The organism is Pseudomonas sp. SJZ103 (assembly GCF_007828335.1).
Lineage (GTDB): Bacteria > Pseudomonadota > Gammaproteobacteria > Pseudomonadales > Pseudomonadaceae > Aquipseudomonas.
The window spans coordinates 1,064,525-1,079,012 of record NZ_VIUN01000001.1 but is presented as its reverse complement, the minus strand read 5'-3'; the positions used below and the strand labels follow the sequence as shown (position 1 = coordinate 1,079,012).

The 14,488-nt window shown below is 61.6% G+C and carries 11 protein-coding genes; 4 read left to right on the top strand and 7 right to left on the bottom strand.

The features are described from left to right. Positions 1 to 78 precede the first annotated feature (78 nt). From cmk to mtnA, 7 genes are all read right to left on the bottom strand, one after another. Positions 79 to 768, bottom strand: coding sequence for a (d)CMP kinase (gene cmk / locus FBY10_RS05115; RefSeq protein ID WP_003172653.1), 690 nt, complete (start codon positions 766 to 768; stop codon positions 79 to 81). Beyond that, complete coding sequence (locus tag FBY10_RS05110; protein WP_256663399.1) at positions 765 to 2,975, bottom strand: bifunctional prephenate dehydrogenase/3-phosphoshikimate 1-carboxyvinyltransferase; 2,211 nt, start codon at positions 2,973 to 2,975, stop codon at positions 765 to 767. Before FBY10_RS05110 ends, cmk begins: the two co-directional genes overlap by 4 nt. A 28-nt stretch (positions 2,976 to 3,003) precedes the next feature. Continuing rightward, positions 3,004 to 4,116, bottom strand: coding sequence for a histidinol-phosphate transaminase (gene hisC, locus FBY10_RS05105; RefSeq protein WP_131698995.1), 1,113 nt, complete (start codon positions 4,114 to 4,116; stop codon positions 3,004 to 3,006). Positions 4,117 to 4,125: 9 nt separating this feature from the next. Next, entirely contained in the window at positions 4,126 to 5,220 is a 1,095-nt protein-coding gene (pheA, locus tag FBY10_RS05100) for a prephenate dehydratase (RefSeq protein WP_003172650.1), read from the bottom strand. Next, positions 5,220 to 6,305, bottom strand: coding sequence for a 3-phosphoserine/phosphohydroxythreonine transaminase (gene serC / locus FBY10_RS05095; protein WP_053132455.1), 1,086 nt, complete (start codon positions 6,303 to 6,305; stop codon positions 5,220 to 5,222). Before serC ends, pheA begins: the two co-directional genes overlap by 1 nt. A 212-nt stretch (positions 6,306 to 6,517) precedes the next feature. Continuing rightward, the gene (gyrA, locus tag FBY10_RS05090; RefSeq protein ID WP_090407433.1) at positions 6,518 to 9,172 is read right to left on the bottom strand and encodes a DNA gyrase subunit A; all 2,655 of its coding nucleotides are present in this window, start codon (positions 9,170 to 9,172) and stop codon (positions 6,518 to 6,520) included. Between the two features lie 423 nt (positions 9,173 to 9,595). Then, the gene (mtnA, locus tag FBY10_RS05085) at positions 9,596 to 10,666 is read right to left on the bottom strand and encodes an S-methyl-5-thioribose-1-phosphate isomerase (RefSeq protein WP_145334805.1); all 1,071 of its coding nucleotides are present in this window, start codon (positions 10,664 to 10,666) and stop codon (positions 9,596 to 9,598) included. Between the two features lie 109 nt (positions 10,667 to 10,775). Between mtnA and FBY10_RS05080 the strand changes: the two genes are divergently transcribed. The 4 genes from FBY10_RS05080 to FBY10_RS05065 all read left to right on the top strand — a co-directional run bounded on the left by FBY10_RS05080 (position 10,776) and on the right by FBY10_RS05065 (position 14,412). Further along, complete coding sequence (locus tag FBY10_RS05080; protein ID WP_145334807.1) at positions 10,776 to 12,107, top strand: TRZ/ATZ family hydrolase; 1,332 nt, start codon at positions 10,776 to 10,778, stop codon at positions 12,105 to 12,107. Positions 12,108 to 12,171: 64 nt separating this feature from the next. Continuing rightward, positions 12,172 to 12,870 carry a bifunctional 2-polyprenyl-6-hydroxyphenol methylase/3-demethylubiquinol 3-O-methyltransferase UbiG gene (gene ubiG / locus FBY10_RS05075; RefSeq protein WP_003172645.1) on the top strand — a complete coding sequence of 233 codons (699 nt, stop codon included), beginning with the start codon at positions 12,172 to 12,174 and terminating at the stop codon, positions 12,868 to 12,870. A 4-nt stretch (positions 12,871 to 12,874) separates the two neighbouring features. Next, positions 12,875 to 13,546, top strand: a complete 672-nt coding sequence (gene mupP, locus FBY10_RS05070; RefSeq protein ID WP_131698992.1) for an N-acetylmuramic acid 6-phosphate phosphatase MupP — start codon at positions 12,875 to 12,877, stop codon at positions 13,544 to 13,546. Positions 13,547 to 13,671: 125 nt separating this feature from the next. Then, positions 13,672 to 14,412: a YciK family oxidoreductase gene (locus FBY10_RS05065; protein WP_131698991.1), complete on the top strand. Its 741-nt coding sequence runs from the start codon at positions 13,672 to 13,674 to the stop codon at positions 14,410 to 14,412. Positions 14,413 to 14,488 lie beyond the last annotated feature (76 nt).

Genomic DNA, 14,488 nt, shown 5'->3' with positions numbered 1-14,488 from the left:
CACCCCAGACGGTGTGGGTCAGTTTCAGTTAAAAGAAGCCACCGCAGGACTATGACTGGTCCCCTGCGGCCTTCTTGATCACCCGGCGATATCGCGAATGGCGATTTCACTCAAGATGCGTTCCAGCACCTGCTCGATGGACAACTCCGTGGAATCCAGCTGTATGGCATCAGCCGCCGGCTTGAGCGGGGCTACTGCGCGCTGGGTATCACGCTCATCGCGTGCACGGATCTCATCTAGCAGACTCGACAGACTAACACCATCGACTTTGCCCTTCAACTGCAAGTAGCGGCGGCGAGCCCGCTCCTCGGCGCTGGCGGTCAGGAAAATCTTCAGCGGCGCCTCGGGAAACACGACCGTGCCCATGTCACGGCCATCGGCCACCAGGCCCGGCGGCTCCTGGAAAGCCCGCTGACGCTGCAACAGCGCATCACGCACAGCCGGCAGCGCGGCAACCTGAGAGGCCCAGGAGCCGACCTGCTCGTTACGCAAATCATCGGTCACATCGTCCCCTTCCAGGATGATGCGCTGGGGATGACCTTCCGTCGCGCCGACGAACTGCACATCGAGGTGCGCGGCCAGCAGTTTCAGGGATTCTTCGTTGGTCAGGTCGACGCCATGGTTGCGTGCGGCAAACGCCAGCAGGCGGTACAACGCGCCGGAATCCAACAGGCACCAGCCCAGGCGCTTGGCCAGGATGCCGGCGATCGTGCCTTTGCCCGAGCCGCTTGGCCCGTCGATGGTAATCACCGGTGCTTTGATATTCACAATTGAGCCTCTTGGGCAACACGGATGCCGACTTGGGCACACAGTGTAAGAAAGTTCGGAAAAGACGTAGCAACATTGGCGCAGTCATGGATACGAATCGGCGCAGCCGCCCGCAGGGAAGCCACACTGAAGGCCATGGCAATCCGGTGATCGCCATGGGCATGGACTTCACCACCCCCCATCAGGCCACCGTCAATGATAATCCCATCGGGGGTCGGTTCACACTTCACCCCCAACGCCAACAGACCGTCGGCCATGACCTGGATACGGTCGGACTCCTTCACACGCAACTCTTGCGCCCCCCGCAACACGGTTCGCCCTTCAGCGCAGGCCGCCGCGACGAACAGCACCGGGAACTCGTCGATCGCCAACGGCACCAGCGCCTCAGGGATCTCGATCCCTTTCAACGCAGCAGCACGCACGCGCAGGTCAGCGACAGGCTCGCCACCCACTTCGCGCGGGTTTTCCAGGGTAATATCTGCCCCCATCAGACGCAGGATATCGATCACCCCAGTGCGGGTCGGGTTGATGCCGACATGCTCCAGCAACAACTCGGAGCCTTCGGCAATCGAAGCCGCCACCAGGAAGAATGCCGAAGAGGAGATGTCCCCCGGCACTTCGATATGGGTCGCGGTCAGTACATGACCCGATTCCACCGACGCAGTAGCACCCTCCACAGCAACCGGGTAACCAAAACCGCGCAGCATACGCTCGGTATGGTCACGGGTCGGCGCAGGCTCGGTCACTGCGGTTTTACCTTCGGCATACAGCCCAGCCAGCAACAGGCAGGATTTGACCTGGGCGCTGGCCATCGGCAACGCATAAGTCAGGCCTTTCAGCGCCTGGCCGCCACGAATGGTCAGCGGCGGACGCCCTTCCGGCCCGGTCTCGATCACCGCGCCCATGTCCCGCAATGGCTTGGCCACGCGGTTCATCGGGCGCTTGGACAGGGAAGCATCGCCGGTCAACACGCTGTCAAAACGTTGCGCCGCCAACAAACCGGACAGCAGGCGCATGGACGTACCGGAATTGCCCAGGTAGATCGGGCCCGGCGCCGGCTTCAAGCCGTGCAAGCCCACACCATGAATGGTCACGCGCCCATGGTGCGGCCCCTCAATCACCACGCCCATGTCGCGAAACGCCTGCAGGGTCGCCAGGGCGTCTTCACCCTCAAGGAACCCTTCCACCTCCGTCACGCCCTCGGCCAACGAGCCGAGCATGATCGAGCGATGGGAGATCGACTTGTCACCCGGCACCCGGATACGCCCGCTCAAGCGGCCGCCGGGGTTGGCGAGGAAGGTCAGGTCATCGGCGTTCACAGCGGTTTCCATATAGGCCCGGCGAGCCAGGATCTTGCTGAAATGCTCACGCGCCACCCGCGCACGGGTGAACACGCCCAATAGTTGATGGCCATCCCCGGCATCGACCGCGTCGCGCAAGGCGTCGAGGTCACTGCGGAAGGTGTCCAGGGTGCGCAACACCGCTTCGCGATTGGCGAGAAAGATGTCGTGCCACATCACCGGATCGCTGCCGGCAATTCGCGTGAAATCGCGGAAGCCACCGGCGGCGTAACGGAAAATCTCGAGGTTTTCGTTGCGCTTGGCCAGGGAGTCCACCAGGCCGAATGCCAACAGATGCGGCAAATGGCTGGTCGCCGCCAGCACTTCGTCGTGGCGCTCGACCTGCATATGCTCCACGTCCGCCCCCAGTTCACGCCAGAGACGATCCACCACGGCCAGCGCGGCCGGATCGGTTTGCTCCAGCGGCGTCAGGATCACTTTATGGCGGCGGAACAGCTGCGCATTGGACGCTTCCACCCCGCTCTGCTCGGAACCGGCAATCGGATGGCCCGGCACAAAACGCGACGGCATGCCGCCAAAAGCCTGTTGCGCCGCACGTACCACATTGCCCTTGGCACTGCCGACGTCCGTCAGGATCGCCTGGCCGAGGTCCATGCCGGCCAATACCGCCAGCAGTTTCTCCATCGCCAGGATCGGCACAGCGAGCTGAATGACGTCAGCGCCCTGGCACGCCAGCGCCAGGTCCGCCTCACAGCGATCCACCACGCCCAACTCAACCGCCAGCTTGCGCGATTGCGGGTCCAGGTCCACACCGACTACTTCGCCGCACAGCCCGCTTTCGCGCAGGCCTTTGGCGAAGGAGCCACCGATCAAGCCCAGCCCTACCACCACCAGGCGACCGATCATAGGCACAGCAGGTTGCAATGCAGTGACATCAACCACGAGCCAGGACCTTGGCCAACGCCTCCAGGAAGCGGCTGTTTTCAGCCGGCAAGCCGATGGTGATCCGCAGGTGGTTCGGCATGCCGTAGTTGGCCACCGGGCGCACGATCACACCTTCGCGCAGCAGCCCCTGGAATACCGGGGCTGCCACTTGGCCAAGGTCGACACAAATGAAGTTGCCCTTGGAGGGAATCCAGCCCAGACCCAGCTCACGGAAGCCATCCTGCAACTGCAGCATGCCGCTTGCGTTGATGCGACGACCTTCTTCAAGGTATTCGGCATCCTTCACCGCCGCACAGGCCGCCGCCAGGGCAAGGCTGTTGACGTTGAACGGCTGGCGCACGCGGTTCAGCACATCGGCAACCACCGCAGTCGACAGGCCATAGCCAACCCGCAGCGATGCCAGGCCATAAGCCTTGGAGAAGGTGCGCGACACCAGCAGGTTCGGGTAGGCCGCCAGGAAATCCAGGCCGTCCGGCAGGTCGCTGCCTTCGGCGTACTCGATGTAGGCCTCGTCCAGCACCACCAGCACATGCTCAGGCACATCTTGCAGGAAGTCGTTGAGCGCTTGCGCATCGAACCAGGTGCCGGTCGGGTTGTTCGGGTTGGCGATAAACACGACGCGGGTCTGGGCATCGATGGCAGCCAGCATGGCCGGCAGGTCGTGGCCCCAGTCCTTGGCGGGAATCACACGGGCGTCGGCACCGACTGCCTGGGTGACGATCGGGTAGACCGCAAACGCGTGCTCGCTGAACACGGCGTTCAGGCCCGGCGCCAGGTAGGCACGCCCGACCAGTTCGAGGATGTCGTTGGAGCCGTTGCCCAGGGTGACCTGGTTCAGCTCGACCCGGCATGTTTCTGCCAGCAGGGACTTGAGGGCGAAGCCATTGCCGTCCGGGTAACGGGTCAGCTCGGCCAACTCTTCGCGAATCGCCGCCAATACCTTGGAGCTTGGACCCAGTGGATTCTCGTTACTCGCCAGCTTGACGATTTTGGAAGGATCCAGGTTCAACTCACGCGCCAGCTCGTCCACAGGCTTACCCGGAACGTAAGGCGACAGTTGTTGCACGCCCGGCTGAGCCAGGGCGAGGAAGTTGCCACTCATGTTAAAGCCTCACAAAACCGCTTTCGGGTAAGAGCCCAGCACCTTGAGCGCCACGGCTTCCTGACTGATCTTCTCCAGCACGCCCTTGACCAGCGGATCGCGGTGGTGGCCGATGAAGTCGATAAAGAACACGTAGGTCCACTTACCGCTGCGCGAAGGACGCGTCTCGATGCGCGTCAGGTCAATCCCGTTGTCGTGGAACGGCACCAGCAGCTCATGCAGCGCGCCGGGCTTGTTGCTCATGGAGACGATGATCGAAGTCTTGTCGTCGCCGGTCGGCGGTACTTCCTGGCTGCCGATCATCAGGAAGCGCGTGGAGTTGTCCGGGCGATCCTCGATTTTCTCGGCCAGGCGCGTCAGGCCATACAGGCCAGCCGCCATATCACCGGCGATCGCCGCCGAATTCCACTCACCCTTGACCCGCTTGGCCGCTTCGGCGTTGCTGGACACCGCCACGCGCTCGACATTCGGGTAATGGGCGTCCAGCCACTTGCGGCACTGGGCCAGGGACTGGGCATGGGAATAGATGCGGCTGATGCTGTCGGTCTTGGTGTTCTCACCCACCAGCAGGTGATGGTGGATGCGCAACTCGACTTCGCCGCAGATCACCATATCGTGCTCAAGGAAGCTGTCCAGCGTGTGGTTAACCGCACCTTCGGTGGAGTTTTCCACCGGCACCACGCCAAAGTTCACCGCGCCGGCCGCCACTTCACGGAACACCTCGTCGATGGCCGCCATTGGTTTGCTGATCACCGCGTGGCCGAAGTGCTTCATGGCCGCCGCTTGGGTGAAGGTGCCTTCCGGGCCGAGGTAAGCCACTTTCAGTGGCTGCTCCAGCGCCAGGCACGACGACATGATTTCACGGAACAACCGCGCCATCTCTTCGTTGCCCAACGGCCCCTTGTTGCGCTCCATTACGCGCTTGAGCACCTGGGCTTCACGCTCCGGCCGGTAGAACACCGGCACTTCGCCTTCTGCCAGGGACGCCATCTTCACCCGTGCCACTTCCTGGGCGCAGCGCGCACGCTCACTGATCAGTTCCAGGACTTTCTCGTCCAGGCTGTCAATGCGTACCCGCAGGGCCTTGAGTTCTTGTTCAGACATTAGCCGTGTTCCTTTTCGAACTCTGCCATGTAGGCAACCAGCGCGTTGATCGCGTGGATGTCGACAGCGTTGTAGATGGAGGCGCGCATGCCACCTACCGAGCGGTGACCCTTGAGGTTCAGCAGGCCACGCGCGTCGGCACCGGCCAGGAATGGCTTGTCAAGGCGGTCGTCAGCCAGGCGGAACGGCACGTTCATCCACGAGCGGTCGGTCAGGTTGATCGGGTTGCTGTACAGGCCGCTGGCGTCGATGAAGTCGTACAGGGTGCGCTTCTTCTCTTCGTTGAGCTTGCCCATGGCGGCGACACCGCCTTGCTCCTTCAACCACTCGAACACCAGGCCCGACAGGTACCAGGCGAAGGCCGGCGGGGTGTTGTACATCGAGCCGTTGTCGGCTGCGACCTTGAAGTTGAGCATGGTCGGGCACAATGAACGGGCGCGACCCAGCAGGTCTTCACGGACGATGTTGACCAGGATGCCGCTCGGGCCGATATTCTTCTGCGCGCCGGCGTAGATCATGCCGTAGCGCGACACGTCGATAGGCCGCGAGAGGATGTCCGAGGACATGTCGCACACCAGCGGAACGTCGCCGACTTCCGGCACCCAGTCGAACTCCAGGCCGCCAATGGTTTCGTTCGCCACGTAGTGCACGTAGGCCGCATCCTTGGACAGCTTCCATTCGTTCTGACCGGGAATGGCGAAGTAATCGTAGGGCTTGGCGGTGCCGGCGACATTGACGTGACCGTAGCGCGAGGCCTCTTCAATAGCCTTCTGCCCCCAGATACCGGTGTCGATGTAGTCGGCAGTGCCGTCTTCCGGCAGCAGGTTCAGCGGGATCTGGGCGAACTGTTGGCTCGCGCCGCCTTGCAGGAACAGCACTTTGTAATTGGATGGGATGTCGAGCAAGTCGCGCAGATCCTGCTCAGCCTTGGTGGCAATGGACACGAACTCATCGCTGCGATGGCTCATTTCCATCACGGAGAGGCCTTTTCCATGCCAGTCGAGGAGTTCACCCTGCGCACGCTGCAGGACTGCTTCAGGAAGCGCCGCGGGACCGGCACAGAAGTTATAGGCTCTCTTGCTCACATCCAATCTCTCTGATCTGGTGGGACTGAAATCAAACACTGCAGGAGCGAGCTTGCTCGCGAAAAACCCGAGAGAGCAAGGGCGCATCAGGCAGCTCGCGTTATCGTTGACGATTTTCGCGAGCAAGCTCGCTCCTACAGGGGGCGGCGTTGTTCTTTCAAAGGGGACAAACAACAAGGGGGCGAATCTTCATCCGCCCCCTGTGTGTCCGCTTATTCCTGCGGTTCTTCTTCGTCTGCGGCAGCATCAAGGGTTGGCTCGTCGACGTTGTCATCGCCTGTTGCGATCACCTCGCCTTCAAACTCCTCACCTTCCAGCTCTTCGCCTTCCACTTCCGACGGCTCCTGGACACGCTCCAGGCCAACCAGTTTTTCGTCCTTGGCCAGCTTGATCAAGGTGACGCCCTGGGTGTTACGGCCCAGGCTCGACACTTCAGCCACACGGGTACGCACCAGGGTGCCCTGGTCGGAAATCAGCATGATTTCCTCGCCGTCGAGCACCTGCACCGCGCCGACCAGACGGCCGTTGCGGTCGTTGCTGACCATAGCGATAACGCCCTGGCCGCCACGCTTGTACTCCGGGAACTCGCTGATCGCGGTGCGTTTGCCATAACCACGCTCGGAAGCGGTGAGGATCTGGCTGCCTTCTTCCGGGATCAGCATCGAAATCAGCTTCTGCCCTTCCGGCAGGCGCATGCCGCGTACACCGCGGGCGGTACGGCCCATGGCGCGAACGTCGGATTCCTTGAAGCGTGTCACTTTGCCGCCATCGGAGAACAGCATGACCTCACGCTCGCCATCGGTAATGGCCGCGCTGATCAATACGTCGCCTTCGTCCAGCTCCAGGGCGATCAGGCCCACGCTGCGCTGGCGGCTGAAGGACTCCAGCGGGGTCTTCTTCACGGTGCCTTTGGCGGTAGCCATGAAGATGAAGTGACCTTCGGTGTATTCCTCGACCGGCAGCATGGTGGTGATGTATTCGTCACTGTCCAGCGGCAGCAGGTTGACCAATGGACGACCACGGGCAGCACGGGAAGCTTCCGGGATTTCGTAGGTCTTGAGCCAGTACACCTTGCCCTTGCTGGAGAACAGCAACAGCGTGGTGTGGCTGTTGGCGACCAGCAGGTGAGCAATGTAGTCCTCATCCTTCACGCCGGTAGCCGATTTACCTTTACCACCACGACGCTGGGCCTGGTAGGCAGCCAATGGCTGGGTCTTGGCATAGCCACCGTGGGAGATGGTCACCACGCGCTCTTCTTCCGGGATCATGTCACCCAGGGTCAGGTCGAGGCGAGCATCGAGGATTTCGGTACGGCGCACGTCGCCGTATTCGGCGCGGATCACTTCCAGCTCTTCGCGGATCACTTCCATCAGGCGCACGGCGCTGTTGAGGATGCGGATCAGCTCGCCGATCTGGTTGAGGATCTCCTGGTACTCGGCCAGCAGCTTCTCGTGCTCCAGGCCGGTCAGGCGGTGCAGGCGCAGTTCCAGGATGGCCTGGGCCTGTTCCGGCGACAGGAAGTACTTGCCGTCACGCAGACCGTATTGCGGGTCCAGTGTCTCCGGGCGGCACGAGTCGGCACCGGCACGTTCAACCATCGCCACGACGGCGCTGGATTCCCATGGCATCTTGATCAGCGCTTCCTTGGCTTCCGACGGCGTCGGGGAAGCCTTGATCAGGGCGATGACCGGGTCGATGTTCGACAGTGCTACAGCCTGGCCTTCCAGGATATGGCCACGCTCGCGGGCCTTACGCAGTTCGAACACGGTACGACGGGTGACGACTTCGCGACGGTGACGTACGAAGGCTTCCAGCAGATCCTTAAGGTTCAGGATGCGTGGGCGGCCGTCGATCAATGCCACGACGTTGATACCAAACACGCTTTGCAGCTGGGTCTGGGCGTAGAGGTTGTTGAGGATCACCTCAGGCACTTCGCCACGACGCAGCTCGATCACCACGCGCATACCGTCTTTGTCGGACTCGTCGCGCAGCTCGGTGATACCTTCGAGTTTCTTCTCTTTAACCAGCTCGGCGATCTTCTCGATCAGACGCGCCTTGTTCAGTTGGTACGGGAGTTCGGTGATGACGATCTGCTGACGGCCGCCGACCTTGTCGATGTCTTCGATCATCGAGCGGGCGCGCATGTAAATACGGCCGCGACCGGTGCGGTAGGCTTCGATGATGCCGGCGCGACCGTTGATGATCGCAGCGGTCGGGAAGTCCGGGCCCGGGATGTATTGCATCAGCTCATCGACGGTCAGCTCAGGGTTGTCGATAAGGGCCAGGCAACCGTCGATGACTTCACCGAGGTTGTGCGGCGGGATGTTGGTGGCCATGCCCACGGCGATACCGCTGGAACCGTTGACCAGCAGGTTGGGGATCCGGGTAGGCATGACGGCCGGGATCATTTCAGTGCCGTCGTAGTTCGGCACCCAGTCCACGGTTTCTTTGTGCAGGTCAGCCAGCAGCTCGTGCGCCAGCTTGGTCATGCGCACTTCGGTGTATCGCATGGCGGCGGCGTTGTCGCCGTCGACCGAACCGAAGTTGCCCTGGCCGTCTACCAGCAGGTAGCGCAGGGAAAACGGCTGGGCCATCCGAACGATGGTGTCGTACACCGCAGTGTCGCCGTGAGGGTGATACTTACCGATCACGTCACCGACAACACGGGCAGATTTCTTGTACGGCTTGTTCCAGTCGTTACCCAGCTCGCTCATTGCGAACAGCACACGCCGGTGCACGGGCTTCAAGCCATCGCGCGCATCAGGCAGTGCCCGACCGACAATTACGCTCATCGCGTAGTCGAGGTAGGACTGTTTCAGCTCGTCTTCGATATTGACCGGGAGGATTTCTTTGGCCAGTTCGCCCATGAGAAGCCTGATTCCTTTTTCGGGTGAAACCTCGTCGCATCCATATGGGACGAACGAAGCTCGCCGTTGTCGGCACACTGCCTGACAACGACTTACGACAAATCAACGAGTTATGACACGGATCTGCACGTTATGGGCAACCCCTGGGGGCGGCCCTGGAAACCGCCGGATGTTATCACAATCGCCGCCACGCACCTATCCCCCTGATGCGCATGGATACTAGTAATTTGACGGATGACAGGCTTGAGGGGGACGAGAGGGGCTCAGAGATGGGGTGGTGCTTTTTTTTGAGGGCGGATCTGAGGGTTTTATTGACTTTCAGGGCCAATCGGGGGCAAGCCCCTTCCCACATTTTGACTGTGTTCACAATTCAAGTGCGGGAGGGGCTTGCCCCCGATAGCCATTTCACAGACACCACCGCCCTCAATGCAGCCGCTTACGGCACATCAACTTGGCCAATTTCGCCGTATCCGGCCGCTCAACCACGCCCTTCTCAGTCACAATCACATCAATCAAGTCGGCCGGCGTTACATCAAATACCGGGTTAAACGCATTAACCTCCAAGCGCTGCCCCATCACTTCCAGCAATTCGCCGGGATCGCGCTCCTCCAAGGAGACATCGTCACCAGTGACCATCATCAGGTCCAGGGTCGAACTCGGCGCCACCACCATGAAACGCACGCCGTGATGCATGGCGCACACCGCCAATTGATAGGTGCCGATCTTGCTGATCACATCGCCATTGGCGGCAATGCAGTCGGCGCCGACGATCACCCAGGTGATGCCCTTGGTCTTGAGGATATGCGCGCCGGCCGAGTCGGCATTCACTGTGACGGGGATCCCCTCGCCCGCCAGCTCCCAGGCGGTCAGCCGCGAGCCTTGCAGCCATGGGCGGGTTTCATTGACGTAGACGTGCTCGACCAAGCCTTCCAGGAAGGCGGCACGAATCACCCCGAGGGCCGTGCCGACACCGCCCGTCGCCAAGGCGCCAGCGTTGCCATGGGTCAAAATCGCCTGAACGTTGCCCTGATGCTTGCGAATCCGCTCAACGCCCAACTGGGCCATGACGAGGTTGGCTTCCCGGTCGCTTTCATGGATAGCAATAGCTTCGGCTTCCAGCACCGCCAGCGGATCGGCGTGCTTCTTGACGCGGTCCAGGCGATCGCGCATGCGCTTGAGCGCCCAGAACAGGTTCGAGGCGGTCGGACGAGTATCGGCCAGTAGCGCGTAGTCCTCTTCCCAGGCGGCCTGCCAGTCACCGCCCTCGGCGATGCGCTCACGAGCGGCAAGCACCAGGCCATAGGCCGCGCTGATGCCGATCGCCGGTGCACCACGCACCACCATGGCGCGAATGGCCGCAGCCACTTCATCGACCGTGGAGCAGGCCACCCAGCGTTCCTGGGACGGCAAGGCGCGTTGATCGAGCAGGTGCAGCGTGCCATCACGCCAATCGATGGCCTTCACTTTCTCCGCTGCCAACAGTCGATCGCGCATCCGTCACCCCGTACTCATCAACAAAAGCCGCCGATTATAGCGATCCGCCAGCCAGGACGCTCGGGTATACTTCGCGCTTCTTTTATAGCTGCCCGGGAAGAAGCCTGCGATGACCTCCACTGCCGCCCCGCTCGACTTATTGCTACTGCCAACCTGGCTGGTACCTGTCGAACCCGCCGGCGTAGTGCTCAAGGAACATGGCGTGGGCATCCGCGATGGGCGTATCGCCTTTATCGGTCCACGGGCTGCGGCGTTGAAGCTTTCGGCCACGCAAGTGCGCGAACTGCCGGGCATGCTGCTCAGTCCCGGCCTGATCAACGCCCACGGGCATGCGGCGATGAGCCTGTTTCGCGGCATGGCCGATGACCTGCCCTTGATGACCTGGCTGGAAAAACACATCTGGCCCGCCGAAGCCAAGTGGGTCGACGAGGCCTTCGTGCGTGACGGCACCGACCTGGCCATTGCCGAGCAGCTCAAGAGCGGCATTACCTGCTTCTCGGACATGTACTTCTACCCCAAGGTCGCCAGCGATTGCGTGCACAACAGCGGCATGCGTGCGCAAATTGCGATTCCGATCCTCGATTTCCCGATTCCCGGCGCCAGCACCGCCGATGAGGCGATCCGCCAGGGCATCGAGCTGTTTGGCGACCTCAAGCACCACCCGCGCATCAAGATCACCTTCGGTCCCCATGCGCCCTACACCGTGTGCGATGCCAACCTGGAAAAGATCCGGGTAATCGCCGAAGAGCTGGACGCCGCGATCCATATGCATGTGCATGAAACCGCTTTCGAGGTACAACAGGCCGTCGAACAGAGCGGTGAACGGCCATTGGCGCGCCTGGGACGCCTCGGCTTGCTGGGCCCGCGCTTCCAGGCCGTTCATATGACCCAAATCAGCGAGGACGACCTGGCTTTGCTGGTAGAAAGCAACACCAGCGTCATCCATTGCCCGGAATCGAACCTGAAACTGGCCAGCGGCTTCTGCCCGGTGGAGCGTCTGTGGCAGGCTGGGGTCAATGTGGCCATCGGCACCGACGGCGCCGCCAGCAACAACGACCTGGACCTGCTGGGTGAAACCCGTACCGCCGCGATGCTGGCCAAGGCCGTCGCGGATTCGGCCACTGCCCTGGATGCCCACCGTGCGCTGCGCATGGCTACGCTCAACGGTGCACGTGCCATGGGCCTGGAAAGCGAAATCGGCTCCCTGGAAGTGGGCAAGGCGGCGGATATGGTCGCGTTCGATCTGACGGGGCTGGCGCAACAACCGATCTACGATCCGGTCTCACAGCTTATATATGCCACCGGACGCGATTGCGTGAAACACCTTTGGGTCGCCGGCAAGCAGTTGCTCGACGACCGGCAACTCACCCGCATGGATGAACAACAGTTGACCGCCACGGCCATTGCCTGGGGAAAACGCATCAGCGGGCACACCGAATAACGCCGGCTCTGAACCTGCGTGTTCAGGACCGACAAACCGATTTATCAGATTTAGAGGATTCACCATGAGCAACGTCGACCACGCCGAAATCGCCAAGTTTGAAGCCCTGGCCCACCGCTGGTGGGACCGCGAAAGCGAGTTCAAGCCCCTGCACGACATCAACCCGCTGCGGGTCAACTGGATTGACGAACGCGTCAACCTGGCCGGCAAGAAGGTGCTGGACGTCGGTTGCGGCGGCGGCATCCTCAGCGAAGCCATGGCCCAGCGCGGCGCGACCGTGATGGGAATCGACATGGGCGAAGCGCCGCTGGCCGTGGCCCAGTTGCACCAGTTGGAATCCGGTGTGAGCGTGGAATATCGCCAGATCACCGCCGAAGCCCTGGCCGAAGAAATGCCAGAGCAGTTCGACGTGGTCACCTGTCTGGAAATGCTGGAGCACGTGCCAGACCCCTCCTCAGTGATCCGCGCCTGCTTCCGCATGGTCAAGCCGGGCGGCCAGGTGTTCTTCTCCACCATCAACCGCAACCCCAAGGCCTACCTGTTCGCGATCATCGGCGCCGAATACATCATGAAGCTGCTGCCGCGCGGCACCCACGATTTCAAGAAATTCATTCGCCCTTCCGAACTGGGTGCGTGGAGCCGCCAGGCCGGGCTGACCGTCAAGGACATCATCGGCCTGACCTACAACCCGCTGACCAAGCACTACAAGCTGGCCAGCGACGTTGACGTCAACTACATGATCCAGACCCTGCGCGAGGAATAAGCCTGTGAAGTTGCGAGCGGTTCTCTTCGACATGGACGGTACCCTCCTGGACACCGCGCCGGACTTTATCGCCATCTGCCAGGCCATGCGTGCCGACCGTGGCTTGCCACCGATCAACGACCAGCACATCCGCGATGAAATCTCCGGCGGTGCGCGGGCGATGGTCGCCGTGACCTTCTCGATGGACCCGGAAACGCCTGGCTTTGAAGAACTGCGCCTGGAATTCCTCGAGCGTTACCTGAAAGGTTGCGCCGTCCACAGCAAATTGTTCGACGGCATGGCCGAGCTTCTGGAAGACATCGAGAAGGCCAAGCTGATCTGGGGCGTCGTCACCAACAAGCCACTGCGCTTTGCCGAGCCGATCATGCAGCAGTTGGGCCTCGCCGAGCGTTCGGCCCTGCTGATCTGCCCGGACCACGTGAAAAACAGCAAGCCGGACCCGGAGCCGATGATCCTGGCGTGCAAGATGCTCGACCTGGACCCGGCCAGCGTGTTGTTCGTGGGCGATGACCTGCGCGACATCGAGTCCGGCCGCGACGCCGGCACCCGCACGGCGGCGGTGACTTATGGCTATATCCACCCGGATGACAACCCACGCCACTGGGGCGCGGATGTGGTGGTGGATCACCCGCTGGAACTGCGCAAGGTGCTGGATAACGCATTGTGCAGTTGCTGATGGCTCACCGGCCTTACTGATTGATGAAGATCCAAATGTGGGAGGGGCTTGCCCCCTCCCACAGAGGATCTTCAGCGTTTTCCAGATTGGTGTTTGTAACCTGCTGAATTCTGTCGAGGCTTTTTATGTTTGATTACTCTGCACGTCCAGAACTGCTCAAAGGCCGGGTCATCCTGGTGACCGGCGCCGGTCGCGGGATTGGTGCGGCGGCGGCGAAAACCTACGCTGCCCATGGCGCCACCGTACTGTTGCTGGGCAAGACCGAAGCCAACCTGGCCCAGGTGTATGACGAGATCGAAGCGGCCGGCCACGCGCAGCCAGTGGTGATCCCCTTCAACCTGGAGACCGCCCTGCCCCATCAATACGATGAGCTGGCAGCGATGATCGAAAAAGAATTCGGCCACCTCGATGGCCTGCTGCACAACGCCTCGATCATTGGCCCACGTACGCCGATCGAGCAGTTGTCCGGCGAGAACTTCATGCGGGTGATGCACATCAACGTCAATGCGATGTTCATGCTCACCAGCACGTTGCTGCCGCTGCTCAAGCTGTCCCAGGATGCGTCGGTGGTGTTCACCTCCAGCAGCGTCGGGCGTAAGGGCCGGGCGTATTGGGGAGCTTATGGTGTGTCGAAATTTGCCACTGAAGGCCTGATGCAAACCCTGGCGGATGAGCTCGAAGACGTGGCTGCGGTAAGGGCCAACAGCATCAACCCGGGCGGCACGCGCACCAGCATGCGGGCCCAGGCGTATCCAGGGGAGAACCCGATGGAAAGGCCAGCACCGGAAGAGATCATGCCGGTGTACCTGTACCTGATGGGGCCGGACAGTACCGGCATCAATGGGCAGGCGTTTGACGCGCAGTAACAACTGACACAACCGGAACTAAATGCGGGAGGGGCGGTGCGACGATTCGACTTGCCCCCTCCCACATTTGTATTGC

What these genes read in the sequence shown, in the direction of transcription:
- FBY10_RS05110 (WP_256663399.1), bottom strand. Translation starts at nt 2,975, where the DNA reads ATGATCGGTCGCCTGGTGGTGGTAGGGCTGGGCTTGATCGGTGGCTCC.
- hisC (WP_131698995.1), bottom strand. Translation starts at nt 4,116, where the DNA reads ATGAGTGGCAACTTCCTCGCCCTGGCTCAGCCGGGCGTGCAACAACTG.
- pheA (WP_003172650.1), bottom strand. Translation starts at nt 5,220, where the DNA reads ATGTCTGAACAAGAACTCAAGGCCCTGCGGGTACGCATTGACAGCCTG.
- gyrA (WP_090407433.1), bottom strand. Translation starts at nt 9,172, where the DNA reads ATGGGCGAACTGGCCAAAGAAATCCTCCCGGTCAATATCGAAGACGAG.
- mtnA (WP_145334805.1), bottom strand. Translation starts at nt 10,666, where the DNA reads ATGCGCGATCGACTGTTGGCAGCGGAGAAAGTGAAGGCCATCGATTGG.
- FBY10_RS05080 (WP_145334807.1), top strand. Translation starts at nt 10,776, where the DNA reads ATGACCTCCACTGCCGCCCCGCTCGACTTATTGCTACTGCCAACCTGG.
- ubiG (WP_003172645.1), top strand. Translation starts at nt 12,172, where the DNA reads ATGAGCAACGTCGACCACGCCGAAATCGCCAAGTTTGAAGCCCTGGCC.
- FBY10_RS05065 (WP_131698991.1), top strand. Translation starts at nt 13,672, where the DNA reads ATGTTTGATTACTCTGCACGTCCAGAACTGCTCAAAGGCCGGGTCATC.